We start from the raw sequence: 21,806 nt of genomic DNA on the forward strand, positions 1-21,806 counted from the left end.
GCTTGGTGGCGCGCGTTGGTCGAAATGCATCGCTGGGCTGGCTTTGTGCCTGGGAGTGGTGGCGGCGCACGCCTCCGTCGCGCTATTGATGGAAGAGCCGTATGGCGAGTTTGGCACCTTCAACCCCACGGGACACGCCGCCGTCTACCTGAACCATGTCTGCGCCCAGACGCCGACGGAGCTGCGTATGTGCCGGCCCGGCGAGCTTGGCGTCGTCATCAGCCGTTACCACAAGGTGAACGGGTACGACTGGGTCGCGATCCCGCTGATCCCGTACCTCTATTCGGTCGATACCGCCGCCGAAGTCCCGACAAGCGTGACGAAGGAACAGGTGGCGGCCATCCGCGACGCCTATCGGCGCGAGCATCTACTGGGTATCGCGCCCAGCACCCCGGACGGCGCCGCTCCCAAGGGCGAATGGATTCAACTGGTTGGCTCCTCCTATGACCGCACCATCCACGGCTTCATGGTCGAGACCACGCGCGAGCAGGACGAGCGCTTTATCGCGCTGCAGAACGACAAGCGCAACCACGGGCACTTCAACCTGCTCTTTCACAACTGCGCGGACTTCTCGCGCGTGGTGCTGGACACCTACTTCCCGCACTCGATCCATCGCAATTTCATCGCCGACGTGGGCATGACGACTCCCAAGCAGGTGGCGAAGTCGCTGGTGAAGTACAGCCGCAAACATCCCGAGCTGAAGATGAGCGCCTTCGACATCCGGCAGGTGGCGGGCACGGTGCCGCGCAGCCAGAAGATCGACGGCGTGACGGAGTCGGTGGTGAAGCGCAAGCGCTACCTGATTCCGATGGTCGTGCTGATGCCGGAGTTTACGGGCGGTGTGGTGGTGGCGTACCTGGTCGACGGACGCGGCAGCCTGCCGAAGGAGGCGTCGGTGTTCCAGGTGAACGACCCGCAGTCGCTGGTGGATGGACGCGCCCAAGCCAGCGCGGCACCGGCCATCACGACCACGAGCGGTCAGGTCTCGCGTTCCACTGCAAATGCGAAGCCGATCTAAGCTCCGCGCAATGCGTAGGCGATCAGTGTTTCGCCGCGCGTGCCGTGCGCCGCGTCGAAGGCCTCGTTGCTGGCGGCTTCGATCTCCGGGATCGCCGGGTCCAGTTCGCAGGCTTCAATCTCCTCGGTCGAAGCATAGATAAAGCATAGTTCGCAGGTGCCAAGGTTGACCTCGCCGTTGTCGCCTTCGGCGCGCATGGGCGGCCCGAAGGTCCGGCAGAGGATGGGGCGATGCTCGTAGAGGTCGCATGTGCCGGTTTCGAGATCGAGCACAGGGCAGGGTTCGTCGTTCGCATACTCCTCGAAGAGAATGGTCTCTTCGTAGTCCTCGGCCAGGATGCCCGTCTCAAGATTGCCGGGGAACCATGGGTCGAGTCGCGCCAGCCCTTCCAGCACACGGGCGCGGATGCGGGTCGCACGCTCCGGATCGGAATCCGTCAGGAGTCCTAAACCTTCGCGCAGACGCGCCGCATCCTGATGCGCGATGGGGAAGACGCCGATGCAGCACTGCGCGCAGCCGGGCCTGCAGACCAGGTGCGCACCGCTGCGGCGGGCGGAGTCGGCCAGCGCCGCGTCTACGATCTGGGTCAATGCTTCAGGAATCGGTCTCGCCTCCACTTCCAGTGTAAGGCTCAGGCGAAGATGACGGTCTTGTTCGCGTAGGAGAGGATGCGGTGCTCCAGGTGCCACTGCACGGCGCGCGAGAGGACCAACCGCTCGAGGTCGCGTCCTTTCTGGATCAGGGAGGGGAGCTGGTCGTTCTGCGTGACGCGTGCGACGTCCTGCTCGATGATCGGGCCTTCGTCCAGCACCTCGGTGACGTAGTGGCTGGTCGAGCCGATGAGCTTGACCCCGCGCGCAAACGCCGCGTGATACGGCTTCGCGCCGGTGAAGGCGGGCAGAAACGAGTGGTGGACGTTGATGATGCGCTGCGGATATGCGTCGACGAAGGCCGGAGAAAGAATCTGCATGTAGCGCGCGAGGACGATGAGGTCGATCCTGTGCTCGGCCAGCAGGTCGAGCTGCGCGGTCTCGACCTGCGGCCGGGTCTCGCGCGTGACCGGCAGGTGATGAAACGGGATGCCGTAGAACTCGGCCAGCGGACGCGCATTCTCATGATTGCTGACGATGAGCGACAGGTTGCAGCGAAACTCGCCGGCCTGGTGGCGTTGCAGCAGGTCCGCAAGGCAATGCAGGTACTGCGAGACGAAGAGTGCGACGTTGCGCGGGGCGTCGGCGAACTCAATGCGCCAGTTCATGTGCAACTTCGCGGCCAGCGGCCCGAAGGCGGAGTGGAAGTGCTTCAGCGTGCAGGTGGGGTCGTCGGTGGCGAACTCCACGCGCATGAAGAAGAGCCCAAGCTCGGCGTCCTGGTGCTGGTCGGAGTTCAGAATGTTGACGTCGTACTGGCGAACGAGAAAATCGACGATAGCGACGACGAGGCCCTTGCGGTCCGGGCAGTCGATGAGGAGGATGGCGGTCTTGGGCATGAGGTCTTCTCGAGCTTTAAGCTCCAAGCTGTCAAGCTTACAGCTCGTCTATTGTCCGCTTGAGTTCACGTGGAGCTACTCTGAGTCCGCGTGACTATTCCGACCCCAGCACCCGCGCGAAGATCGCATCCACATTGGCCAGTTGCCGTGTGTAGTCGAAGGCATGGGCCAGTTTCTCCGGACTCAGGCGTTCGGTGATGGCTGGTTCGTTAGCGACCTCATCGCGGAAGACAAGCTCATTCTTCCACGAGTTCATCGCGTGGCCCTGGACGAGGCGGTAGGCGTCCTCGCGGCTCATGCCGGATTCGGCGAGGTCGAGCAGCAGTTGGCCGGAGAAGATCAGACCGCCGGTGGATTCCAGGTTCTTCAGCATGCGCTTCGGGTAGACCAGCAGCTTCTCGATCAGGCCGGCGGTCTTTTGCAGCAGGTAGTCGCTCAGGATCGTCGAGTCGGGGATGATGACGCGCTCGGCGGACGAGTGCGAGATGTCGCGCTCGTGCCACAGGGCTACGTTCTCAAGCGCGGTCTGCGAGTTGGCGCGGATGACGCGCGCCAGGCCCGAGATCTGCTCGCTGGCGATGGGGTTGCGCTTGTGCGGCATCGCGCTCGAACCCTTCTGCTTCTCGGAGAAGAACTCCTCGGCCTCGCGGACCTCGGTGCGTTGCAGGTGGCGGACCTCGGTGGCGATCTTATCCAATGTCGACGCAAGCACAGCGAGCGTGCCGATATAGGCCGCGTGCAGGTCGCGCTGGACGACCTGGGTGGCGATGTCGACCGGCTTCAGGCCGAGCGCGGCGCAGATGGCCTCTTCGTGCGCGGGCTTCAGGTGACCGAAGGTGCCGACCGCGCCCGACAGCTTGCCAACGCGCAGAGCCTCCGCGGCGGCGTCGAAGCGGACCAGATTGCGCTGCATCTCGGAGTACCAGAGCAGCAGCTTCAGGCCGAAGGTGGTGGGTTCGGCGTGAACGCCGTGCGTGCGGCCGATGACAGGGGTGTGCTTGAACTCGAGCGCGCGCGTCTTCAGCACATCCGCCAGGCGCAGGATGCCCTTGCGAATGATGGCGTTCGCCTCGACGAGCTGGAGCGACTGCGCGGTGTCGACCACGTCCGTGCTGGTCAGTCCGTAGTGGAACCAGCGCGAGGCGTTCGGGTCCGCGATGTGCTCGGCGACCGTGGTGGTGAAGGCGATGACGTCGTGCTTGACCTCATCCTCGATCTGGGTGATGCGCTCGACGGTGAAGGCGCCCTTGTCGCGGATGGCGTCGGCGGCCTCCTGCGGGACGAGTCCGGCGGCGGCGAGCGCCTGCGAGGCAGCGGTTTCGACACGCAGCCAGCAGGTGTACTTGTTCTCTTCAGACCAGATGCGGCCCATCTCGGGGCGGGTATAGCGGGCAATCATTGTCGTCCTTTTGATTCTGTTCCGATGGCTACTGAGTCGATCCAGATCAACTCAGTCCAGTTCGGTCGTCTGTTGTGTGTCCTGGAGGTTTGAAGGGCGCAATCGCTTGCGGTCCCTGTCGAAAACCTGCCAGGAACCCAGGAGCGTTCCGTATACTCCGGATCCAACCAACCCATTCCAGTGGAACGGCTGCGCAGTGTTGAACCATCCCGTGAGGAAAAATAGATAGCGTCCGAGATCGGTGAGAACTCCGGCGCAAACGAAGGTCGCGGCATATAGCGCCACGACGCCTGCGGGACCAAGAGTGCTGTTCCATCGACGAAAACGCTTCAACCAGATCATCGCGCTACCTCGAATTTACGGGTGCGGTACACCGAAGAGCTGCGCCATCTCCGCATGCAGGAAGCCCTGGCCCGGGCGGTACGGCTGCACCCATTTGCCGTCGATGACGAACTGCGGAATCGCCTTCTTGCCTACGTGCTCGAAGACCTCTTCGGCGGCGCCGGGGGTGTTTTCGATGTCGATCTCTTTGTAGGCGATGTTGTGCTTGGCGAGAAACTTCTTGGCCTCGCGGCAGTCGCGGCACCAGCTGGCGGAGTAAACGAGTAATTCCATGCTCTCAGTTTACTCCGCCCGAAGCTGTTTCAGCCCGATTTACTGCTCTTTGTAGTTCCGCATCAGTCCGCCGTCGACGACGTAGGTCGAGCCGGTGGTGTAGGCCGCCTCATCCGACGCGAGGAAGGCGACCAGCGCCGCGACCTCGTCCGGCGTGCCCAGCCGGCCCAGCGGGATGTTGTTCAGCAGCGCATCGAGCTTCGGCTTGTTCGCCAGCAGGGATGCATTGATCGGCGTGTTGATCGCGCCCGGCGCTACGTTGTTGACCGTGATGCCGACCGGCCCCAGCTCCATCGCGAGGTCACGCATCAGCATCCGCATGCCGCCCTTGGCCGCGCAGTAGCTGGCGAAGTTGGGGAAGACCATGTCTTCGTGGACGGAGCTGATGTTGATGACGCGGCCCGGCTTCTTCGCCGCGACCAGCTTGCGCACGAAGGCTTGCGTGAGGAAGAACGCGCCCTTCAGGTTCGTGTTCAGCACCATGTCGTAGTCGGCCTCGGTCACGTCGACGAAGGCTGCATTCTTCTCGACGCCAGCGTTGTTGACGAGGATGTCGCATCCGCCAAGTTGGGCGTAGGCCTGGTCGACGAGGTTCTGCACGTCGGTCAGCTTCGAGACGTCGGCCTGGACGGTGATGGCCTTGCTGCCGGCGGCCTCGATCTTGGCCTTCGTGTCTTCGGCGCCCTCGGGGTGCGAGTGGTAGTCGACGACGATGGCCGCGCCCTCGCTGGCGAGACGGATGGCGATGGACTGTCCGATGCCGGAGGAGGATCCGGTGACGATGGCGACCTTACCTGTGAAGCGTGCGGACATGCGTATCTCCTGTGTGTGCTGTCAGGATAGATGCAATTCTGGCCGGCCGCGACGTGCGCGGAAGAAACTGGTCAGCATGGAGCTGCATTCCTCGGCCAGTAGACCGGAGACGACCTCAACCCGGTGGTTGAGCTTCGGATGATTCATCACTTCGAGCACCGAGCCGCAGGCACCGGCCTTGGGGTCGGGCGCGGCATAGACCAGCCGCCGGATGCGCGCGTGCAGGATGGCCGAGGCGCACATGGCGCAGGGTTCGAGCGTGACGTAGAGGTCGCAGCCGAGCAGACGATAGTTGCCGAGGATGCTGCCGGCCGCGCGCATGGCGACGATCTCGGCGTGTGCGGTGGGGTCGGAGTCGGTGATGACGCGGTTGCGTCCGGTGGCGATGACCTCGCCATCGCGCATGATGACCGCGCCTACGGGAACCTCGCCGGCGGCCTCGGCTGCGCGGGCTTCGGCGATGGCGGCGCGGAGGTAGTCTTCGTCGGTCATGATCTCAAATCACCCACGAACCTGCGGTTTGGCTTCAGGTCCGAAGAAGCGTTCAATCTGCTGAGCCAGTGACAGTAGCGCTGGGCGGCGTTCCGCCATGGCGGCTGAATCCAGCGCAAAGCTCTGCTGCCAGATCGGCTCGATGATCGGCAGCAGGTTCTCAGCCAGTAGATCCGCGGTTGCGATGTGTTGGATAGCCTCGAAGATCAGCTCCTCCTCGGGCTCGTACTCGTCCGCAGGTGCGCCGTCGGCGATGTGGCCTTCGGGATCGGCGGTGCGTACGAGCTCCTGGATGGAGGCGAGGTCGGGCGGCGGGGGCCAGGGTTTGGACACTATGCAGGCTCCTGCTGGGTCATGCAATGCAGCGCCCCAAGGCCCCAGATCAGGTCGACGCAGTGGATGCCCACGATCTCGCGGTCGGGGAAGCAGTCGGCGATGATGTTCAGCGCGCAGCGGTCGTTGGGGTCGTTGAAGGTGGGTACGAGTACGAGGCCGTTGGCGATGTAGAAGTTCGCGTAGCTGGCCGGCAGGCGCTGGCCCTCGAAGACGACCGGCGCGGGCATGGGCAGTTCGACGATCTCGAACGGCTCGCCTTTGAGGTTGCGGGCCTGGCGCAGGCGGTCGCGGTTTTCGGCCAGCGGCAGGTGGTTTTCGTCGCGGTGGTTGCGCTCGCAGGCGGTCAGAATCTTGTTCTCGCCGACGAAGCGGGTGATGTCGTCGACGTGGCCGTGCGTATCGTCGCCGGCGCAGCCGCGGTTCAGCCAGATGGTCTTCTCAATGCCGAGATACTCGTGGAAGGCTGCCTCCAACTGCTCGCGGGAGACGCCGGGGTTGCGCTGCTGCACCTCGCTCAACAGACATTCTTCGGTGGTCAGCAGGATGCCGGCGCCGTTGGTGTCGATCGAGCCGCCTTCGAGCACCAGGCGATGCTTCGTGCCGTCGGCGAGCGTGATCTCCGGCCGCCGCTCGGGCATGTCGTAGAGCTTCGCTACGTGCTGCGGAATCTGGTCGTCGCGGCGCCAGTTGTCGTACTTGGCCCAGGCGTTGAAGCGCCAGTTGGTGATGCTGGTGTCGCCCTTCTCGTCGTGGACGAAGATCGGGCCGGAGTCGCGCAGCCAGACGCGGTCGGTCTGGATGTGGCGGAAGTGGATGCGGGCGAGGTTCGCGCCGGCGCGCTTGAGGAACAGCGTGGCTCGCTTCTCGGCGGCCAGATCCTGAACGAGGATATTGACATCCTCCACGCGCGAGAGATAGCGAACGATCTCGGAGTAGACCCAGGGGATGGGTTGGAACTTGCCGGGCCAGTCCTCGACGTTGTGGGGCCAGGCGATCCAGGTGGCGGCGTGGGGCGCCCATTCGGCGGGCATGCGGTAGCGGGGTGTGGTCTTCGTCATCGGCTATCTCTTTAGGGAGTATAGCGAGTGGCGAGGTTTGGGTTGTGAATGGGGCGTGGTGGACCGGGCAAAAGCGAAAAGCAGATCCTCCGCTGCGCGAAGGATGACAACAAAAGGGGCTTTAGCGATGGGCGACGAGCGTTGCGGATGGCGTCGTCTCGGCGCGTTTGGCGATCTCCGCGCGCGAGACGAAGACAGCGGCCAGCCTATCCTCGTACGTGAGCTGGAAGCGCTGGTCGTTACGCAGGAGCTGCGTGAGTGGCGCGGTGACGGGTGCGACGACCAGCCCGGCGCCGGCAAGCTGCGGGTCGGTCGCCCAGTCCGGCTGCGCGGACCACGTTGCGATGGAGCGGTCGATGCGCTGATCGCCGTGCAGCGCGGCGCGACCGTCGATCGAGACCGGCATGCGCAGCTTCCAGATGAGATAGCCGCCCCAGTCGAAGTTGTTGTAGAGCCGACCGGTGAAGCCCTTCCGCTGGATATCTTCGAGCGCACGGACGGGCATGGCGGCGGCGAGCTGCGGGCTCAGGCTCGCGTCCGTGATGCGCATCGCCTTGAAGCCGATGAGCAGGAGCAGCGAGGCAGCGACCGCGGCGAGCGTGGGCGCGAAGGCCGGCAGGCGGTCCTTCGCCTTTTCGCTGCCCGGAACGGCGGCGGCGAGGATGGCGATGGCGACCGTGGCCATCACCCAGACGTCCCGCTGCGAGCGGAAGCTGATGACGGCGGCGAAGAGAAACAGGCCGGTCTCGAACAGCGGCAGACGCTTCGCGCGAGCCAGCGCGGCGGCTGCGCCAAGCGCGAGGAAGAGTGTCGCGAAGTCGGCGAGCTGGCGGAAGGGAATCGCCTTCAGCTCGTCGATCTTATTCAGCACGCCGGGCTGCGAGGCCAGATCGTAGGCGACCTGGTAGATGTGCCAGCCGTAGGGGTTCACGCAGGTGGCGGCGAGGCTCGCGGCCAGCGCGGCGCCCATCCAAAGCGCGCCTTTCGATTCCTTGCGCCACTCCTCATACGCCGCGACGGTGAAGGCGAGTCCCAGCACCAGCAGTCCGTCGATGAATTGAATGTGCGTGTTGGCCCAGAGGCAGAAGATCGCGGGCAGCCAGAGCAGCTCGCGCTGCCGGCCGGTCCTGCGCACGTGCAGAAGGATGTCGACTTCGAGCACGAAGAAGAGAATGGTGAACATCCACGGGCGCGGCGTAAAGAGGTGTCCAAGGGCGAAGGTCGCGAGCCACGTCATGACGATGACGAGCGAAAAATCTCGCTGGCGGCGGCGGACGAGGTGGTGCAGCGCGGCGGTGATGGCCAGCACCATGCCGCCCGAATAGGCGACGATGCCCGGCATCCCGAAGGCGGTGTAGAGCCTATAAATCAGCAGTTCGAAGAGCCAGCTATAGGCCTGCCACGGCTGTCCGGCGACGTCGCTGGTGAAGGGATCGGTGCGCGGGATGGCGTGGTGCTGCAGAATCCACTCGCCGGTGCGAAGGTGCCACCAGATGTCGGGGTCGCTGACGCAGGCGATGTGGATGCAGAAGAGCGCGGGCGCGGCGTAGAGGACGATCAGCGCGATGAGCTGCGCCCAGCGCTCGGATGGGTTGTGCGTCGTGCTGGCTGAGGCGTCCACTACCTTACGGTATCGGCCTCGCGGGGGATGGGGAATAGCACGAAGGTGTGTTCCTGATTGGCGTTAGAATTTGGAGAGAGGTGGCGCGTGGACTGGAGCGGATGCGAACTTGTCGAGACTGTTTCGGATGGGGCGTCGAGCGTTCCTTTCATCAGAGGCACACATATCTCCGCGGATGCGATCCTCAACGACCTGCAGCAGGGAGTGCGATTTGAAGCGCTCGCCGCTCGCCATCCCTCGATTCCTGTGGAAGCGATTCGAGAGATCTTGACCTATGGGCTTGAACGCGCGGGTTGGGATACGAAGACGCTGGTCAATTGGCGCGGATGCGCGCTGGTGGAGCAGGTTCCCGGGCGCTACTCCGGCGCCCCGACGATTCTCAATACACGAATACCGCCGGACATCGTCGCCGAATACTACTGGTCGGGCGCAACGGTGGCGGAGATTCGGGAAGACTATCCTAGCCTCTCGGAAGAAACGATCCTTGGCTTGATCGAGTACGTGAGATCGCAAGAGGCTTCTGCGGCATGATCGTGCTGCTGGATGAAAATCTGCCACACTCTCTTCGGCTTGCCCTTGCAGGCCACGATGTTCGGACGGTCGCTTACATGGGATGGGCGGGCGTCAAGAACGGTGAACTGCTGGCTCTGGCTGAGGCCGCTCAGTTTCAGGTGTTCGTGACTGCAGACCAGAATCTTAAGTATCAGCAAAACTTCACGGGAAGATGGATTGCGATGATTTACCTGACTGCACAGACGTGGCCTATGATTTCACCTCACGTCGCATTGATCGCGAAGGCGATCAATGCGGAGCCAGATTCCTTTCAAATCGTCGATTGTGGTGAGTTTCGTCGGCGATAGCGTCAAATTGGGTCTGTTGCAGAGCAGAGCTTCATCGCTTGCCTGAGCGCATAACCCATTTCACCGGAGATCCCGTAGTGGGCGGCTTTCTCGAGCAAGATGTTGATGAGGACATCGTCGGGATACCGCTTCTCGTTTTCCTCGTCGTGATGTCCGAGCTCAGAGCTGAGATGATGCTGCAACTCATTCGCTCCTTGCAGGCGTCTCGCACGTTTTTCGGAATCGGTAAGGTCATACAAGCCCCGCATCCCCACAGTAAGGCTAAAAGAGCAAAGGGCGAGGAATTGAACCTTTGCTCTCGAACTCATGGCGGAGTAACCGTCGATTAGTTCCTGCTTCGTCATTAGTCCAAATACCGGCTCGTGATCCCCTGATAGGCGTCGATCCGCCGATCCCGCAGGAAGGGCCAGTTGCGCCGCGTATCTTCGAGCAGCTTCAGGTCGATCTCGGCGATCAGGATCTCTTCCTTGTCGTGGCTGGCCTGGGCGATGACGCGGCCGAAGGGGTCTGCGATGAAGCTGCCGCCCCAGAACTCCAGGCCTGCGCCCTCCGGACCCTTCATCAGGATGCCGTCGTGCTGGACGTCGCCGTACTCGTGGCCGACGCGGTTGACCGCGCCGACGAAGACGCCATTCGAGATGGCGTGCGCGCGCTGCATCGTCTGCCAGGCGCTGTACTGGGCCTCGCCGAACTCAGCCTTTTCGGATGGGTGCCAGCCGATGGCGGTGGGGTAGAAGAGCGTCTCGGCGCCCTTGAGCGCGGTGACGCGAGCGGCCTCGGGGTACCACTGGTCCCAGCAGACGAGCGTGCCGATGTTACCCTGGCTGGTCTTCTGGGCCTGGAAACCGAGGTCGCCGGGGGTAAAGTAGAACTTCTCGTAGTAGAGCGGGTCGTCGGGGATGTGCATCTTGCGATACTTCCCAGCCAGGGATCCGTCGGATTCCAGGACCGCGGCGGTGTTGTGGTACAGGCCCGCGGCGCGGCGTTCGAAGAGGCTGGCGATGACGACCACGCCCTCTTCCTTCGCGATGGCGCCGAGGCGATCGGTGCTGGGGCCGGGGATGGACTCGGCGGTGTCGAAGAGGGCGTGCTCCTCGCGCTGGCAGAAGTATTGCGCGCGGAAGAGCTCAGGCAGGCAGATGACGTTCGCCCCGGCGCGTGCCGCCTCGCGAACGCGGTCGGCGGCCTTATCGAGGTTCTCCTGCGTGTCGACGCCGCAGGACATCTGGATGAGTGCGATTTTCTTGTGCTTCTTGGTCATTTCAGGTTCCGATCGGAAAAAATTAGGCAGGCAGGCATATCAGCCCAATCGCCTCTGCGCAGTTGAGGATAGCGCGATCTCGTGTCACGAGTGTCAATCTTTCGACGCGCGCGGAGGCTACGAGGATTCGGTCGGCAGGGTCTTTGTGCATCGGCTCCTTGAGATAGACGGAGTCGATCGCGATCTGCGGGGAGAGCGGCAAAAGTGCGATGCCCGGTTTTGCAAGAGCTTCCCGGCACCAACGGTCTACTCCGCCATCCAATTCAAGTTTGCCATCTCGTTCGAGCATGGCAAACTCCCAGATCGAGATGACGGAGACGAAGACCTCGTTCCTCTCGGCAGCTTGGTCGATCGCATCGACGATTGCTGGCTTCAAGAGGTGGGGCAGTGTCTGATGCTTGAACCAAATGTGCGTGTCGAGCAAGAGAGCGCTATTGGTCACCAGCAGTCCACTCGATTTCCAACGGAGATTCAATATCGCCGAGAATGCGCCCTGTGCCCGACATGGAGCCGCTCAGCTTGGGCGCGGATTTATGCGCGATGGGAATGATCTGCGCGATGGGGATACCGCGCCGCGAGATTGTCACAGGCCTACGGAGATTTTCTACGCCGTTGAGGATGGAGGAGAGATGGGCCTTCGCTTCCGCGATAGAAACCTCTTCCATCGCCGGCCTGGCGGAGTGGGCGCCAGGTGCTTTGGATGCGATCGCCATATGGGTCATCTCCTTATGACTAAGTATACATTCGCCGCAAAGTGAAGAGCCACCGCGACGGTATCGCGGTGGCTCCCTTGCTTCGTTGGTAAGCGCCTAAGGCTTCGGTACGCTCTCGATCGTCTTCAGCACGCGGGCGACGAGCTGGTACGGATCGGCCTCGGAGTTCGGGCGGCGATCTTCGAGGTAGCCCTTGTAGCCGTCCTTGATGAAGTTGATCGGCATGCGGATCGACGCGCCGCGGTCCGACAGGCCGTAGCTGAACTTGTCGATCGACTGGGTCTCGTGATGGCCGGTCAGGCGCAGGTGATTGTCCGGGCCGTAGACCGCGATGTGCTCCTTCACGTTGTCCTTGAAGGCGCCCATGAGAGCCTCGAAGTACTCCTTGCCGCCGACTTCGCGAATGTACTTGGTCGAGAAATTACAGTGCATGCCGGAGCCGTTCCAGTCGCCCTTGATCGGCTTGCAGTGGAATTCGACATCGACGCCGTACTTCTCGCATAGGCGCAGCAGCAGATAGCGCGCGGTCCAGGTGTCGTCGGCCGCCTTGGCGGATCCCTTGCCGAAGATCTGGAACTCCCACTGGCCCTTCGCCACCTCGGCGTTGATGCCCTCGTGGTTGATGCCGGCGTTCAGGCACAGGTCCAGATGCTCTTCGACGATCTGGCGCGCGATGCCGCCCATGTACTTGTAGCCGACGCCGCAGTAGTACGGACCCTGCGGAACGTTCGGGTAGCCACCCTCGGGGAAGCCCAGCGGACGGCCGTCCTTATAGAGGAAGTACTCCTGTTCGAGGCCGACCCAGAAGTCCGGGTCGTCGACGATGGTCGCGCGGTGGTTGCTGGGGTGAGCCTCTCCGCTGGCGAGCAGGACCTCGCACATCACGATGTAGGCGTCCTTGCGCGCGCCGTCCGGATAGAGGGCGACCGGCTTCAGCACGCAGTCGGAGCTCTTGCCCTCGGCCTGGAGGGTGGAGCTGCCGTCAAATCCCCAGAGCGGCAGGTCGGCCAGCGTCGGAGGGGTCGCGAACGACTTGAGCTGAGTCTTCCCACGCAGACCGGGGACGGGTGTGTTGCCATCGAGCCAGATGTATTCGAGTTTGTATTTAGTCATAGCCTTTTCAGAATCAGTGGGTTAGGGCAGCAAGACGCCCGTTTTCGTTGAAGGATGCGACGAAAGAGACCGAGAGCGTGGGCCGGTATGGGTGGTTATTTCAATGGCTTTGTGAAACGAGGTTAACACACTTTTCATGCCTGGCTGAGAGCGTGAAAGACGAAAATCGCCATATTTTATGGGTTTTATATGACTTTCTATCGCTCCCATAGCCGTCTGCGATCGAAATGCCACCGGCGGACATTTCCGTTGGAGCCGGTGCGCGAAGCGCGGCCCGGTAGTAAACTTGAGGCGTGGAAACGGCTCGCGCCCTTCTCACTCCAAGCCGATCCGGGCCGTTTTACCAAGCAGTCTTTCAGGGCCTTCTACGGGCTGCATTCCATCTTCAAGACTCACCTCAAGGAGCATCATGTCGAGCGAATATCGTGATTTTCTGGAACTTTCGTATGCGGAGCTGGAAGAACTGAACCTGGCGGGCAAGGAACAGCGCAAGGCGCGCGTTCCGGCCGAAGAGATTCAGGCAGCGCGTCTGCATGACCTGACCGAAGGGCCCTATGCGTCGCAGATCAAGGCCGTGACGGTCGTCTTCTCCGACCTCGAAGGCCGTCTGCACATGTTGGACTACGACAAGAAGTTCCTGGTGAAGAGCTATGACAACCTGACGTTCGACGGTTCGTCGATTCGCGGCTTTACCGCTCAGCGTGAGAGCGACCTGCGCCTCGGCCTCGACTGGTCGGCCTTCTACTGGACTCCGGCCGACGTCTTCGGCGCGGGCAAGGTGCTGGTCTTCGGCGAGGTGATCGACAAGAACGGCGAGCACTACTCGGGCGACCTGCGCGGCGTGCTGAAGAGCTACGCGAAGGAGCAGTTCGAGAAGAACGGCTACACCCTGAACGCGGCGAACGAGATCGAGGGCTTCCTCTTCGAGGGCATCGACGCCGAGCGCAGCTTCCACGAGACCGGCACGTTCGAGTATGTGAACAAGGGCGGCTACTACCACTCGCTGCCAGGCGATCCGCTTCGCGAGTTCATCGACACCGTCTCCGAGGTCCAGCGCGCGATGGGCTTCGAGAACGAAAAGGATCACCCCGAGGTCGCTCCCTCGCAGTTCGAGATCAACTACACCTATGGCGACGTGGTTGCCGCCGCCGACCAGATCCAGCTCTACAAGCTGATCTGCCGCCAGGTTGCGACGCAGATGGGCATGACGGCCAGCTTCCTGCCGAAGCCGGTGACCGGCGTCAACGGCTCGGGCATGCACACCAACGTGTCCATCACGAAGGAAGGCAAGAACCTGATGTACGACGCGGCGGGCGAGGAGAAGATCTCGAAGCTCGGCTGGGAGTTCGTCGACCGCATCCTGACGCATGGCAACGACATCTGCCTGCTGTTGAACGCCAGCGTCAATGCCTATCGCCGTCTCGATCCGCACTTCGAGGCGCCGAACCAGATCAAGGCCTCGGCGACGGATCGCGGCTCGATGGTCCGCATTCCGATCGGCAACGAGAAGAGCTCGCGCGTCGAGGTTCGTTCGGTCGGACCGGATGCGAACCCTTACATGGTGCTGTACTCGGTCTTCAAGACCGGCCTCGATGGCGAGACCGCGCAGATCGACAACCTGCGCCAGGCGAGCCGCTACCTGCCGGACAACATCTACACGGCGATCGAGGACTTCCGCAAGGCGGACTGGGCGACCAAGTTGCTGGGCGAGGACGTGAAGGCGCGCTACGCGGACCTGAAGCAGGCCTCCGCTGACCGCTGCCCGCGCCTGCTGGGCACGATCGTCAAGTCGAGCGAGGTACAGTTCCACCACGATGTCTACAACCAGCTGCTCTGGAACATCTTCTAGTTCAGAGCGCATGCAGCAGGGAAGGGCCGGCGCATCTCGCCGGCCCTTTTTGTTTCTCGTCGCAGGCGGAAGTCGAGAAAATTCGCAAAAAGTTTTCTGAGACGAAGACAAACGCAGCTTGGCGGGCGTATGGTGTTTGGCGCTAGTCAACCGGTTGAATTAAGGGATTTGGCGATTCTCCCGGAGAAGGCTGGCGCACCGCCATGTCGCAGATACTCAAAGGAGCTTTGTCCGTTATGCGAAACAGTTTCCGATCCGTCCGCGTCCTTCTGCCCGCCATCCTGTTCACCGTATGCACCCCGCTTTCGACCGCCTGCGCGCAGACGACCGCCAGCTTCACCGTCGATCCCACCGCCACGCAGACGCCCGTGAACACCGGCTTCCTGGGGCTGTCGCTCGACCTTGCGGAGACCAAGTACATGGTGGGCACCTCGACCAGTCCGAACCCCATCTTTCGCCAGCTCCTGACGAACCTGACGACCTATCAGAACGGTCCGCTGCAGATGCGCGAGCTAAGCGATGAGGCGTTCACCACGGACACGACCGACGCGTTCACGACGCTTTCGAATCTCTACAACGCCACCCACACGACGAACGGCGGGGTGAAGTACTTCGTCGGGGTCGACTTCGCGGGCGACGTGAACTCGACCGGCGGCAGCAACGGCACGGCGGCCGCGCAGGCGCATACGATCTACTCCAGCTTGCCCACGGGCAGCGTGCTGAGCTACGAGGTCGGCAACGAGCCCGATCTCTACGTCTCGCCCACCCGCACCGGAACGTGGAACTACTCCACCTTCAAGACGCAGTATGAAAACACTGTCGCGTCGATCGAGGCGGAGAATACGGGCATTCCCATGGACGCGCCGGTCTTCTCCGGCGGCTCGAACAGTTTCTCGACCACGACGAACATCAACGACTTCATCAACTCGGAGCAGGCGCATCTGGGGCTGTTCGATCTGCACTACTACGCGGGCAATCACTGCAACGGCAACTCGGTCGCGGCGGATTACCTGATGACGTCGGCGGCGGTGAACAGCACGTCGATGGTCTCGCGTCCGAACAACGCCTCCACCTGGCTTGCGACGCTGCATGGCGTCAGCCGCTCGAACTTCCGCATCGGCGAGATGAACTCCATCGCCTGCCAGGGTCAGGCCGGGGTCAGCGACACCTTTCAGTCGGCGCTGTGGTTTCTCGACGAGGCGATGAGCTACGCCCAGCACTACGTCAGCGGCATCAACCTGTTTACGATTGCGGCGACCTCTTATTACAGCCCGTTCCAGTTCACCCATTCCGGGACCTTCCCGAACTACACCTATGGGGTTTCGAAGATCAATCCGATCTATTACGGCATGATCGCCACGGCGATGATGCTGCAGAATAACGCGGCCCTGCTGCCGGCCATCACGCCCACCACGTCGAAGAACATCGTGGCCTACGCGACGCTCGACGCCTCGAACAACGTCCGCATCCTGCTGCTGAACAAGGAGGAGACCTCGACCGGCGATGGCAATGTGGTCATCACCATGACCGGCGGAGGCAACGCCTCGCTGTGGAAGCTGCTGGTGACCGGCAACAACTACGCGGCCAGCGACTACACGAACCTCTCGGGCAGCGGAGACGAGATCACGCTCGGCGGCCTGACCTTCAAGGGCAGCACGGACGGTACGTCTTCCGGAACGCAGAGCATCTCGACCGTCGTGCCGTCGAACTCGGTCTATACGATTCCGTTGAATCATTCGAGCGCGATGGTGGTGAAGATCCCGCTGTCGTAAGGGGGCAGGACACGGCTATCGCACACACTGTGCGATAGCCGGTCACCGAAGATGCCGGAGTTGGAGCTGCGCGACTATGATGGTGGAGTTGAAATACAACCCTCACCCGGAGCCTTTTACACATGCGTAAAAAAGTAACGATCGTCGGAGCCGGCAACGTCGGCGCCACCGCTGCCCACTGGATCGCCGCCAAGGAACTCGCCGACGTCGTACTGCTGGACGTGATGGAGGGCACCCCGCAGGGTAAGGCGCTCGACCTGATGCAGGCCATGCCGATCGAGAAGCTGGACTGTACCATCACCGGCACGAACGACTACGCCGACACCGCGAACTCGGACATCGTCGTCATCACGGCGGGCATTCCGCGCAAGCCGGGCATGAGCCGCGACGACCTGCTCAACACCAACGCCGGCATCATGAGCACCGTCGTCAAGCAGGTGGTGGCGCACTCGCCGAACACCATCATCATCGTCGTTTCGAACCCGCTGGACGCGATGGCGCAGGCGGCGTTCAAGCACTCCGGCTTCCCGCGCGAACGCGTGATTGGCATGGCCGGCGTGCTGGACTCGGCTCGCTTCCGCACCTTCATCGCGATGGAACTGGACTGCTCGGTCGAGAACGTCACGGCGTTTGTGCTGGGTGGCCACGGCGACACGATGGTGCCGCTCTCGCGCTACTCGACCATGGCCGGCATCCCGATTACGGAGCTGATCCCCGCCGATCGCCTGAAGGAGCTCGAGACCCGCACGGCCAACGGCGGCGCGGAGATCGTGAAGTTCCTCAAGACCGGCTCGGCCTACTATGCGCCTTCGTCGGCCGCGGTCGAGATGGTCGAAGCGATCCTGAAGGACAAGAAGAAGATTCTGCCCTGCGCGGCGTACCTCCAGGGCGAGTACGGCATCGACGGCCTCTTCGTCGGCGTGCCCTGCAAGCTGGGCGCGAACGGCCTGGAAAAGATCATCGAGATCAAGCTCACCGCCGAGGAGCAGGCTGCGCTGCAGAAGTCGGCCGACTCGGTGAAGGAGCTGTGCACGGTGATCGGGGTTCAGTAGCTGGGTTTCAGCAAGGGAATAAAGGGGCGGCCTTGCGAGGCTGCCTCTTCGTTTCTACGATTCGATTCAGCTGGCGTTGCATCTTATAAGCTGTCCTACAAGGAGGACTCAAAACCAGATGGCACTCGAAAAAGTAGTCTACACAGCGCACGCGACGGCCACCGGCGGCCGCGAGGGAGTGGCGAAGACCGACGACGGCAAGGTGGATGTGAAGCTCGATCCGCCAAAGGAGATGGGCGGCGGCGGCACGGGCACCAACCCCGAGCAGCTCTTCGCGATGGGCTACGCGGCTTGCTTCATCGGCGCGCTGAAGTTTGTTGGGAGCTCGCAGAAGATCCACGTCCCGAAGGATGCGTCCATCGACTCGAGCGTGAGCTTCGGCCCCCTGGCGAACGGCGCCAAGGGCTTCGGCATCGCGGTCGAGCTGGTCGTGCACATCCCCGGCATGGAGAAGGAACTGGCGGAGAAGCTGGTCCACGAGGCGCACGAGGTCTGCCCGTACTCGAACGCGACGCGGGGTAATATCGATGTGAAGCTGTCGGTGGCTTAGTCAGTCTGAGATTGGCTGCAAAGCAAAGGACCTGCCGAGGCAGGTCCTTTGTGCGTGGACGCGACTTCCGTTACGCGACGCGCTCGATCGTAACCGACTCCAGCACGACCGGCTTCTTGGGCCGGTCCATACCGTCGCGGGCGACTTTGCTGATCTTCTCGACGATGTCGTAGCCTTCGACCACTTCACCGAAGATGGTGTGCTTGCCCGTCAGCCAGCTGGTGTCGGTGACGGTGATGAAGAACTGGCTGCCGTTGGTGTTGGGGCCGGCGTTGGCCATGGCGAGCTTGCCGGGCGTCTTGAAGTGGTGCGGGCTGCCCTTGGTCTCGTCTGCGAACTTGTAGCCGGGGCCGCCCATGCCGGAGCCCTCGGGATCTCCGCCCTGGATCATGAAGGCCGGGATGACGCGGTGGAAGATGGTGCCGTCATAGAGCTTGTCGCCCTTCTTGCTGCGGCTGTTCCACTCCTTGGTTCCTTCGGCGAGACCGATGAAGTTGGCGACGGTAATGGGCGCGTCCTTCTCGAACAGTTCGCAGACAATGGCGCCTTCGCTGGTCTTGAAGGTGGCGTAAGTGCCGGGCTTGGTAGGCATGATTTAAGTGTTCTCCTTACAGTGCTGGGGCGAGTTTCCGCGTTGATGGACCCGTGAAATGACGAACACGCCATTCTAACGCGGTCGGGTGAATTCTTACTGCTTCTGCGGCGGCAACGGCGCTGCAGGCAGCGAGATGGGCGCGACCGGCAGCGGCGGCATCGGCTGTCCGTCGCGGACGATGTAAACGTGGTTCATCACCACGGGTACATCCGGCTTGTCGTCGTGGTTGCGCGAGACGCGGGCGATGGAGGCGACCAGCAGGACGGTGTGGGCGTCGCACTGGCCGAAGATGTTGTACTTGCCGTCGAGGTCCGGCTGTGGCTCTTCGGTGATGAAGAACTGCGTGCCGTTGGTGTTCGGCCCGGCGTTGGCCATGGCGAGTCGGCCGGCGACGTCGAAGTTCAAGCCCGGCACGATCTCCTGGTCGAAGAAGTAGCCGCCGTCGCCCGACCCATTGCCCAGCCGGTCGCCTCCCTGGATCATGAAGGTTGGGATGACCCGGTGGAAGGTCACGCCGTCGTAGAACCTTACGCCGTGCATCTTCTTCTGCGTGCTGGGGTCGGTCCAGTCCTTCGTGCCCTCGGCGAGGCCGATGAAGTTGGCGGTGGAGACCGGCGCCTCCTTCTCGAAGAGCTTGCAGGTCAGCCGGCCCATGGTCGTGTCGATGACGACGGTGGGGCCAGTGGGAACCATCGGCGGTTTGATCTGCGCGGCCGTGCTGGGGGCGTCGGGGAACTGCTCGGCGGCGGCCGGCGCCGGGGTGGTCGCCGCGGGCGCTGTCTTCTCCGGTTGAGCGGCTGGCGCGGCGGCTTGTGCCTGAAGAGCTGCAGGGGCGGCAAGCATCGTCAGGCCAAACGCAAGGCGGAGGGCGGTCTTACCGGAGTCTCGGATCGTCTTTTCGAACATCACCTCACAAGGCTAACGCCTCGCGGCAAAGGCTACAAGTGCAGGTGACCGATGGGGCGCGGCGGGCGTCCAACGCAGTTGGAGGATTTTATGGCAAAGTTTGCGCTGTACGCGGAGTTGAAGCCGAAGCCGGGCAAGGAAGCCGAGATCGAAGCGTTTCTGAAGCTGGGTGGCGAGATGTCCCACGCCGAGCCGGGAACCGTCTCATGGTACGGATTCAAAGAGGATAACGGCACATACGGCGTCTTCGACACGTTCGACGATGAGGCGGGGCGCGATGCACACCTGACCGGCGAGATCGCCAAGGCCCTGATGGCAAAGGCGGACGAGTATTTCGCCGAGCAGCCGAAGATTCACAAGATTGCGATTCTGGCGGAGAAATAACTCTAAGGTTGCGTCGTGGCGGCGGCCTGCACTTCGGCGAAGACCCGGAGCAGGTTGCCGCCAAGCAGCTTTTCCAGGTCATCCTCGGAATACCTGCGCTCGCGCAGCGCGTCCGCGATCTTCGGCAGATCGGCTGCCGAATCGATGCCTTCGGGCAATGACGGAATGCCGTCGAAGTCCGTCCCAATGCCGACATGGTCGATGCCCGCTACCTTTGCCACGTGGTCGATGTGATCGATCAACGACGCAAAGGGCGCTCGCGGCAGGCGGGCAGCAAACCTCCGATCCACACCATCCGAGACATAAAACGGAATAGGCAAATTTCGTTCGCGCCATGGCTTCGCTGCGTGTTCGTGGGCTTCGCGTCGTTCGGGACGCTGCCGATTCCAGGCTGCGTGCCAGTCCTCGTCGATGAAGGCAGGGAAGAAGTTGACCATGCAGGCGCCGCCCGCATTCGCCAGGGCGCGGAGCATCTCGTCCGTCAGGTTGCGGGGTACATCCGTAAGCGAGCGGGCGCTCGAATGCGTCGCGAGGATCGGCGCGCGGGAGCATGCGAGCACCTGCCAGAAGGTCTCGTCCGACGCGTGGCTGACGTCGACGATCATGCCGAGCCGGTTCATCTCCGCAATCACCTCGCGACCGAAGCCGGTCAGACCGCCGTGGCGCCGCACGGAGTCGTCGTGCAGGTCTCCGCAGGAGTCGGCCCACTCATGCGTGTTCGACCACGTCAGCGTCATATAACGGATGCCGAGCCGATGGTAGACGCGTAGCAGCGACAGCGAATTCTCGATGGAGTGGCCGCCTTCGAGGCCCAGGAGGACGGCGAATCTGCCCTCGGCATACGCCTCACGGATGTCTTCGGGCGAAAGGCACAGCCGCAGCTCCTCTGGGTGCTTGCGGACCTGTTCGAGCACGCCGTCGATCAACTGCAGCGTTCGGTGGGCATAGCGTCCCTTCCACTCGGAGGGTTCGGCCCAGATGGCGAAGAACTCCGCGCCCAGGCCGCCGGCGCGCGCCGTGGCGAGGTCGATCATGCCGGGGCCGAGCGGCCCGTCGACGAAGTCCCAGCCCTGATCGGCGAAGCGCTGCGGCGTGTCGGCATGGGTGTCGATGGTCAGCATGGCTGATTGGAGTTTACCGGCTGGCGGAGCAACCTGTGTGCGGTCGCAGGCTTCTTATAGTGCGAGGTGCAATATGGCTCTTGACTTTGGAAACAACGACACGACAGCACGTCCCTCGCTCCAGAACATTTCGCCCGAGGGCGAGGACACGACCGACGAGCAGCGTCTGAAGGCCATCGCGGATGCCGCCGCCAAGCATGGCAAGCACAGACTTCATGAGAATGAAAAGCATGTTCCAGGCGACACGATCTTTACCAAGTAGTTCCGAGTTCGTTCCACACATCAAAGCCCCGCTCAACGTTGAGTGGGGCTTTGATGTGTCTTTCTACTGCTTGTCGTTCATATCCACTACAAGCGTGCCAGACCCGCCTCAGCTACCGCATGATCCTGCTCGCCGGATCCGCCACTGACTCCGATTGCGCCAATGACCTTACCCTCCATGACGATCGGCAGACCGCCGGCGAAGATCATGATTCTGCCGCCGTTCGAGGCGTGGATACCGAAGAACTGATCGCCCGACTGCGAGTTTGCACCGAGATCTTTTGTAGTAATGTCGAAGGCTCGCGAGGTGAACGCCTTCTTCTGTGCAATGTCGATGGAGCCGATCCAGGCGTTGGTCATGCGTTCGAAGGCGAGCAGGTTGCCGCCCGCGTCGACGACAGCGATACACATGGGCTGGCCGATGGCTTCCGCCTTCGTTTCGGCTGCGGTGATGAGGCGGCGTGCATCTTCGAGGGTCAGGGTAGGGATGGTGCTGGGCATTCGATGGGGCTCCTAGTGGCTGCTGAA

The 21,806-nt window shown here is 62.5% G+C and carries 27 protein-coding genes; 9 read left to right on the plus strand and 18 right to left on the minus strand.

All coding sequences use genetic code 11. The annotated features are described in order from the left end of the window. Window positions 1-58: 58 nt before the first annotated feature. Window positions 59-1,018 (plus strand): hypothetical protein, encoded by a 960-nt coding sequence (locus CHB87_RS10190; RefSeq protein WP_142988297.1) that lies wholly within the window; start codon window positions 59-61, stop codon window positions 1,016-1,018. Here CHB87_RS10190 and CHB87_RS10195 read toward each other — a convergent pair. The 9 genes from CHB87_RS10195 to CHB87_RS10240 all read right to left on the minus strand — a co-directional run bounded on the left by CHB87_RS10195 (window position 1,015) and on the right by CHB87_RS10240 (window position 8,841). Then, window positions 1,015-1,608: a YkgJ family cysteine cluster protein gene (locus tag CHB87_RS10195; RefSeq protein ID WP_245817926.1), complete on the minus strand. Its 594-nt coding sequence runs from the start codon at window positions 1,606-1,608 to the stop codon at window positions 1,015-1,017. The genes CHB87_RS10190 and CHB87_RS10195 overlap by 4 nt on opposite strands. 41 nt (window positions 1,609-1,649) lie before the next feature. After that, window positions 1,650-2,507 (minus strand): formyltetrahydrofolate deformylase, encoded by an 858-nt coding sequence (gene purU, locus CHB87_RS10200; protein ID WP_089408330.1) that lies wholly within the window; start codon window positions 2,505-2,507, stop codon window positions 1,650-1,652. 94 nt (window positions 2,508-2,601) lie between these two features. Then, window positions 2,602-3,906 (minus strand): adenylosuccinate lyase, encoded by a 1,305-nt coding sequence (gene purB, locus CHB87_RS10205; RefSeq protein WP_089408331.1) that lies wholly within the window; start codon window positions 3,904-3,906, stop codon window positions 2,602-2,604. A 357-nt stretch (window positions 3,907-4,263) separates the two neighbouring features. Next, complete coding sequence (locus CHB87_RS10215; RefSeq protein ID WP_089408333.1) at window positions 4,264-4,521, minus strand: glutaredoxin family protein; 258 nt, start codon at window positions 4,519-4,521, stop codon at window positions 4,264-4,266. 39 nt (window positions 4,522-4,560) lie between these two features. Next, a complete protein-coding gene (locus tag CHB87_RS10220) occupies window positions 4,561-5,334 on the minus strand; it encodes a glucose 1-dehydrogenase (RefSeq protein WP_089408334.1) in 774 nt (257 codons plus the stop codon). A 21-nt stretch (window positions 5,335-5,355) separates the two neighbouring features. Beyond that, window positions 5,356-5,826, minus strand: coding sequence for a tRNA adenosine(34) deaminase TadA (tadA, locus tag CHB87_RS10225; protein WP_089408335.1), 471 nt, complete (start codon window positions 5,824-5,826; stop codon window positions 5,356-5,358). A 9-nt stretch (window positions 5,827-5,835) separates the two neighbouring features. Further along, complete coding sequence (locus CHB87_RS10230; protein ID WP_089408336.1) at window positions 5,836-6,159, minus strand: hypothetical protein; 324 nt, start codon at window positions 6,157-6,159, stop codon at window positions 5,836-5,838. Further along, on the minus strand, window positions 6,159-7,220 hold the full coding sequence (locus tag CHB87_RS10235) for an agmatine deiminase family protein (protein ID WP_089408337.1): 1,062 nt from the start codon (window positions 7,218-7,220) through the stop codon (window positions 6,159-6,161). Before CHB87_RS10235 ends, CHB87_RS10230 begins: the two co-directional genes overlap by 1 nt. Window positions 7,221-7,341: 121 nt before the next feature. Further along, a complete protein-coding gene (locus tag CHB87_RS10240; protein ID WP_089408338.1) occupies window positions 7,342-8,841 on the minus strand; it encodes a hypothetical protein in 1,500 nt (499 codons plus the stop codon). Window positions 8,842-8,928: 87 nt separating this feature from the next. Between CHB87_RS10240 and CHB87_RS10245 the strand changes: the two genes are divergently transcribed. Continuing rightward, window positions 8,929-9,372, plus strand: coding sequence for a DUF433 domain-containing protein (locus CHB87_RS10245; RefSeq protein ID WP_176441690.1), 444 nt, complete (start codon window positions 8,929-8,931; stop codon window positions 9,370-9,372). Beyond that, a complete protein-coding gene (locus tag CHB87_RS10250) occupies window positions 9,369-9,701 on the plus strand; it encodes a DUF5615 family PIN-like protein (protein ID WP_089408340.1) in 333 nt (110 codons plus the stop codon). Before CHB87_RS10245 ends, CHB87_RS10250 begins: the two co-directional genes overlap by 4 nt. A 2-nt stretch (window positions 9,702-9,703) precedes the next feature. On the opposite strand, the gene CHB87_RS10255 is transcribed toward CHB87_RS10250, so the two are convergent. The 5 genes from CHB87_RS10255 to CHB87_RS10275 form a co-directional block, all read right to left on the minus strand. Next, window positions 9,704-10,045, minus strand: coding sequence for a hypothetical protein (locus tag CHB87_RS10255; RefSeq protein ID WP_089408341.1), 342 nt, complete (start codon window positions 10,043-10,045; stop codon window positions 9,704-9,706). After that, on the minus strand, window positions 10,045-10,962 hold the full coding sequence (locus CHB87_RS10260; RefSeq protein WP_089408342.1) for a carbon-nitrogen hydrolase: 918 nt from the start codon (window positions 10,960-10,962) through the stop codon (window positions 10,045-10,047). The genes CHB87_RS10255 and CHB87_RS10260 overlap by 1 nt, the downstream gene beginning before the upstream one ends. A 22-nt stretch (window positions 10,963-10,984) precedes the next feature. After that, window positions 10,985-11,386 (minus strand): type II toxin-antitoxin system VapC family toxin, encoded by a 402-nt coding sequence (locus tag CHB87_RS10265; RefSeq protein ID WP_176441691.1) that lies wholly within the window; start codon window positions 11,384-11,386, stop codon window positions 10,985-10,987. Window positions 11,387-11,393: 7 nt separating this feature from the next. Beyond that, a complete protein-coding gene (locus CHB87_RS10270) occupies window positions 11,394-11,675 on the minus strand; it encodes a type II toxin-antitoxin system Phd/YefM family antitoxin (RefSeq protein WP_176441692.1) in 282 nt (93 codons plus the stop codon). A gap of 96 nt (window positions 11,676-11,771) precedes the next feature. After that, window positions 11,772-12,788, minus strand: a complete 1,017-nt coding sequence (locus tag CHB87_RS10275) for a glutamine synthetase beta-grasp domain-containing protein (RefSeq protein ID WP_089408345.1) — start codon at window positions 12,786-12,788, stop codon at window positions 11,772-11,774. Between the two features lie 409 nt (window positions 12,789-13,197). Between CHB87_RS10275 and CHB87_RS10280 the strand changes: the two genes are divergently transcribed. From CHB87_RS10280 to CHB87_RS10295, 4 genes are all read left to right on the plus strand, one after another. Then, a complete protein-coding gene (locus CHB87_RS10280) occupies window positions 13,198-14,637 on the plus strand; it encodes a glutamine synthetase family protein (protein ID WP_089408346.1) in 1,440 nt (479 codons plus the stop codon). Window positions 14,638-14,873: 236 nt separating this feature from the next. Then, window positions 14,874-16,409, plus strand: a complete 1,536-nt coding sequence (locus CHB87_RS10285; protein ID WP_089408347.1) for a glycosyl hydrolase family 79 C-terminal domain-containing protein — start codon at window positions 14,874-14,876, stop codon at window positions 16,407-16,409. Between the two features lie 122 nt (window positions 16,410-16,531). Beyond that, a complete protein-coding gene (gene mdh, locus CHB87_RS10290) occupies window positions 16,532-17,461 on the plus strand; it encodes a malate dehydrogenase (protein WP_089408348.1) in 930 nt (309 codons plus the stop codon). 118 nt (window positions 17,462-17,579) lie between these two features. Further along, complete coding sequence (locus CHB87_RS10295; RefSeq protein ID WP_089408349.1) at window positions 17,580-18,011, plus strand: organic hydroperoxide resistance protein; 432 nt, start codon at window positions 17,580-17,582, stop codon at window positions 18,009-18,011. Window positions 18,012-18,081: 70 nt separating this feature from the next. On the opposite strand, the gene CHB87_RS10300 is transcribed toward CHB87_RS10295, so the two are convergent. Together CHB87_RS10300 and CHB87_RS10305 are read right to left on the minus strand one after the other, a co-directional pair. After that, window positions 18,082-18,603: a peptidylprolyl isomerase gene (locus CHB87_RS10300; protein WP_089408350.1), complete on the minus strand. Its 522-nt coding sequence runs from the start codon at window positions 18,601-18,603 to the stop codon at window positions 18,082-18,084. A gap of 96 nt (window positions 18,604-18,699) precedes the next feature. Continuing rightward, on the minus strand, window positions 18,700-19,512 hold the full coding sequence (locus CHB87_RS10305) for a peptidylprolyl isomerase (RefSeq protein ID WP_245817927.1): 813 nt from the start codon (window positions 19,510-19,512) through the stop codon (window positions 18,700-18,702). 90 nt (window positions 19,513-19,602) lie between these two features. On the opposite strand from CHB87_RS10305, the gene CHB87_RS10310 reads away from it, so the two are divergent. Further along, window positions 19,603-19,896: a putative quinol monooxygenase gene (locus CHB87_RS10310; protein WP_089408351.1), complete on the plus strand. Its 294-nt coding sequence runs from the start codon at window positions 19,603-19,605 to the stop codon at window positions 19,894-19,896. 2 nt (window positions 19,897-19,898) lie between these two features. On the opposite strand, the gene CHB87_RS10315 is transcribed toward CHB87_RS10310, so the two are convergent. Then, a complete protein-coding gene (locus CHB87_RS10315; RefSeq protein ID WP_089408352.1) occupies window positions 19,899-21,017 on the minus strand; it encodes a dipeptidase in 1,119 nt (372 codons plus the stop codon). Window positions 21,018-21,090: 73 nt separating this feature from the next. Here CHB87_RS10315 and CHB87_RS10320 point away from each other — a divergent pair, with 73 nt between their 5' ends. Next, window positions 21,091-21,279 carry a hypothetical protein gene (locus CHB87_RS10320; protein WP_089408353.1) on the plus strand — a complete coding sequence of 63 codons (189 nt, stop codon included), beginning with the start codon at window positions 21,091-21,093 and terminating at the stop codon, window positions 21,277-21,279. An 86-nt stretch (window positions 21,280-21,365) separates the two neighbouring features. Here the strand turns inward: CHB87_RS10320 and CHB87_RS10325 are convergent, their stop codons facing one another. After that, complete coding sequence (locus tag CHB87_RS10325) at window positions 21,366-21,779, minus strand: GlcG/HbpS family heme-binding protein (RefSeq protein ID WP_089408354.1); 414 nt, start codon at window positions 21,777-21,779, stop codon at window positions 21,366-21,368. Window positions 21,780-21,806 lie beyond the last annotated feature (27 nt).

The organism is Granulicella rosea, assembly GCF_900188085.1.
GTDB lineage: Bacteria > Acidobacteriota > Terriglobia > Terriglobales > Acidobacteriaceae > Edaphobacter > Edaphobacter rosea.

Excerpts from the sequence above, each read along its gene's own strand:
- purB (WP_089408331.1), bottom strand. The coding sequence starts at position 3,906 with ATGATTGCCCGCTATACCCGCCCCGAGATGGGCCGCATCTGGTCTGAA.
- CHB87_RS10315 (WP_089408352.1), bottom strand. The coding sequence starts at position 21,017 with ATGCTGACCATCGACACCCATGCCGACACGCCGCAGCGCTTCGCCGAT.
- CHB87_RS10325 (WP_089408354.1), bottom strand. The coding sequence starts at position 21,779 with ATGCCCAGCACCATCCCTACCCTGACCCTCGAAGATGCACGCCGCCTC.
- CHB87_RS10275 (WP_089408345.1), bottom strand. The coding sequence starts at position 12,788 with ATGACTAAATACAAACTCGAATACATCTGGCTCGATGGCAACACACCC.
- CHB87_RS10255 (WP_089408341.1), bottom strand. The coding sequence starts at position 10,045 with ATGACGAAGCAGGAACTAATCGACGGTTACTCCGCCATGAGTTCGAGA.
- CHB87_RS10220 (WP_089408334.1), bottom strand. The coding sequence starts at position 5,334 with ATGTCCGCACGCTTCACAGGTAAGGTCGCCATCGTCACCGGATCCTCC.
- CHB87_RS10285 (WP_089408347.1), top strand. The coding sequence starts at position 14,874 with ATGCGAAACAGTTTCCGATCCGTCCGCGTCCTTCTGCCCGCCATCCTG.
- CHB87_RS10320 (WP_089408353.1), top strand. The coding sequence starts at position 21,091 with ATGGCTCTTGACTTTGGAAACAACGACACGACAGCACGTCCCTCGCTC.
- CHB87_RS10310 (WP_089408351.1), top strand. The coding sequence starts at position 19,603 with ATGGCAAAGTTTGCGCTGTACGCGGAGTTGAAGCCGAAGCCGGGCAAG.
- CHB87_RS10305 (WP_245817927.1), bottom strand. The coding sequence starts at position 19,512 with ATGTTCGAAAAGACGATCCGAGACTCCGGTAAGACCGCCCTCCGCCTT.
- CHB87_RS10300 (WP_089408350.1), bottom strand. The coding sequence starts at position 18,603 with ATGCCTACCAAGCCCGGCACTTACGCCACCTTCAAGACCAGCGAAGGC.
- tadA (WP_089408335.1), bottom strand. The coding sequence starts at position 5,826 with ATGACCGACGAAGACTACCTCCGCGCCGCCATCGCCGAAGCCCGCGCA.
- mdh (WP_089408348.1), top strand. The coding sequence starts at position 16,532 with ATGCGTAAAAAAGTAACGATCGTCGGAGCCGGCAACGTCGGCGCCACC.
- CHB87_RS10235 (WP_089408337.1), bottom strand. The coding sequence starts at position 7,220 with ATGACGAAGACCACACCCCGCTACCGCATGCCCGCCGAATGGGCGCCC.
- CHB87_RS10295 (WP_089408349.1), top strand. The coding sequence starts at position 17,580 with ATGGCACTCGAAAAAGTAGTCTACACAGCGCACGCGACGGCCACCGGC.
- CHB87_RS10270 (WP_176441692.1), bottom strand. The coding sequence starts at position 11,675 with ATGGCGATCGCATCCAAAGCACCTGGCGCCCACTCCGCCAGGCCGGCG.
- purU (WP_089408330.1), bottom strand. The coding sequence starts at position 2,507 with ATGCCCAAGACCGCCATCCTCCTCATCGACTGCCCGGACCGCAAGGGC.
- CHB87_RS10215 (WP_089408333.1), bottom strand. The coding sequence starts at position 4,521 with ATGGAATTACTCGTTTACTCCGCCAGCTGGTGCCGCGACTGCCGCGAG.
- CHB87_RS10260 (WP_089408342.1), bottom strand. The coding sequence starts at position 10,962 with ATGACCAAGAAGCACAAGAAAATCGCACTCATCCAGATGTCCTGCGGC.
- CHB87_RS10250 (WP_089408340.1), top strand. The coding sequence starts at position 9,369 with ATGATCGTGCTGCTGGATGAAAATCTGCCACACTCTCTTCGGCTTGCC.
- CHB87_RS10280 (WP_089408346.1), top strand. The coding sequence starts at position 13,198 with ATGTCGAGCGAATATCGTGATTTTCTGGAACTTTCGTATGCGGAGCTG.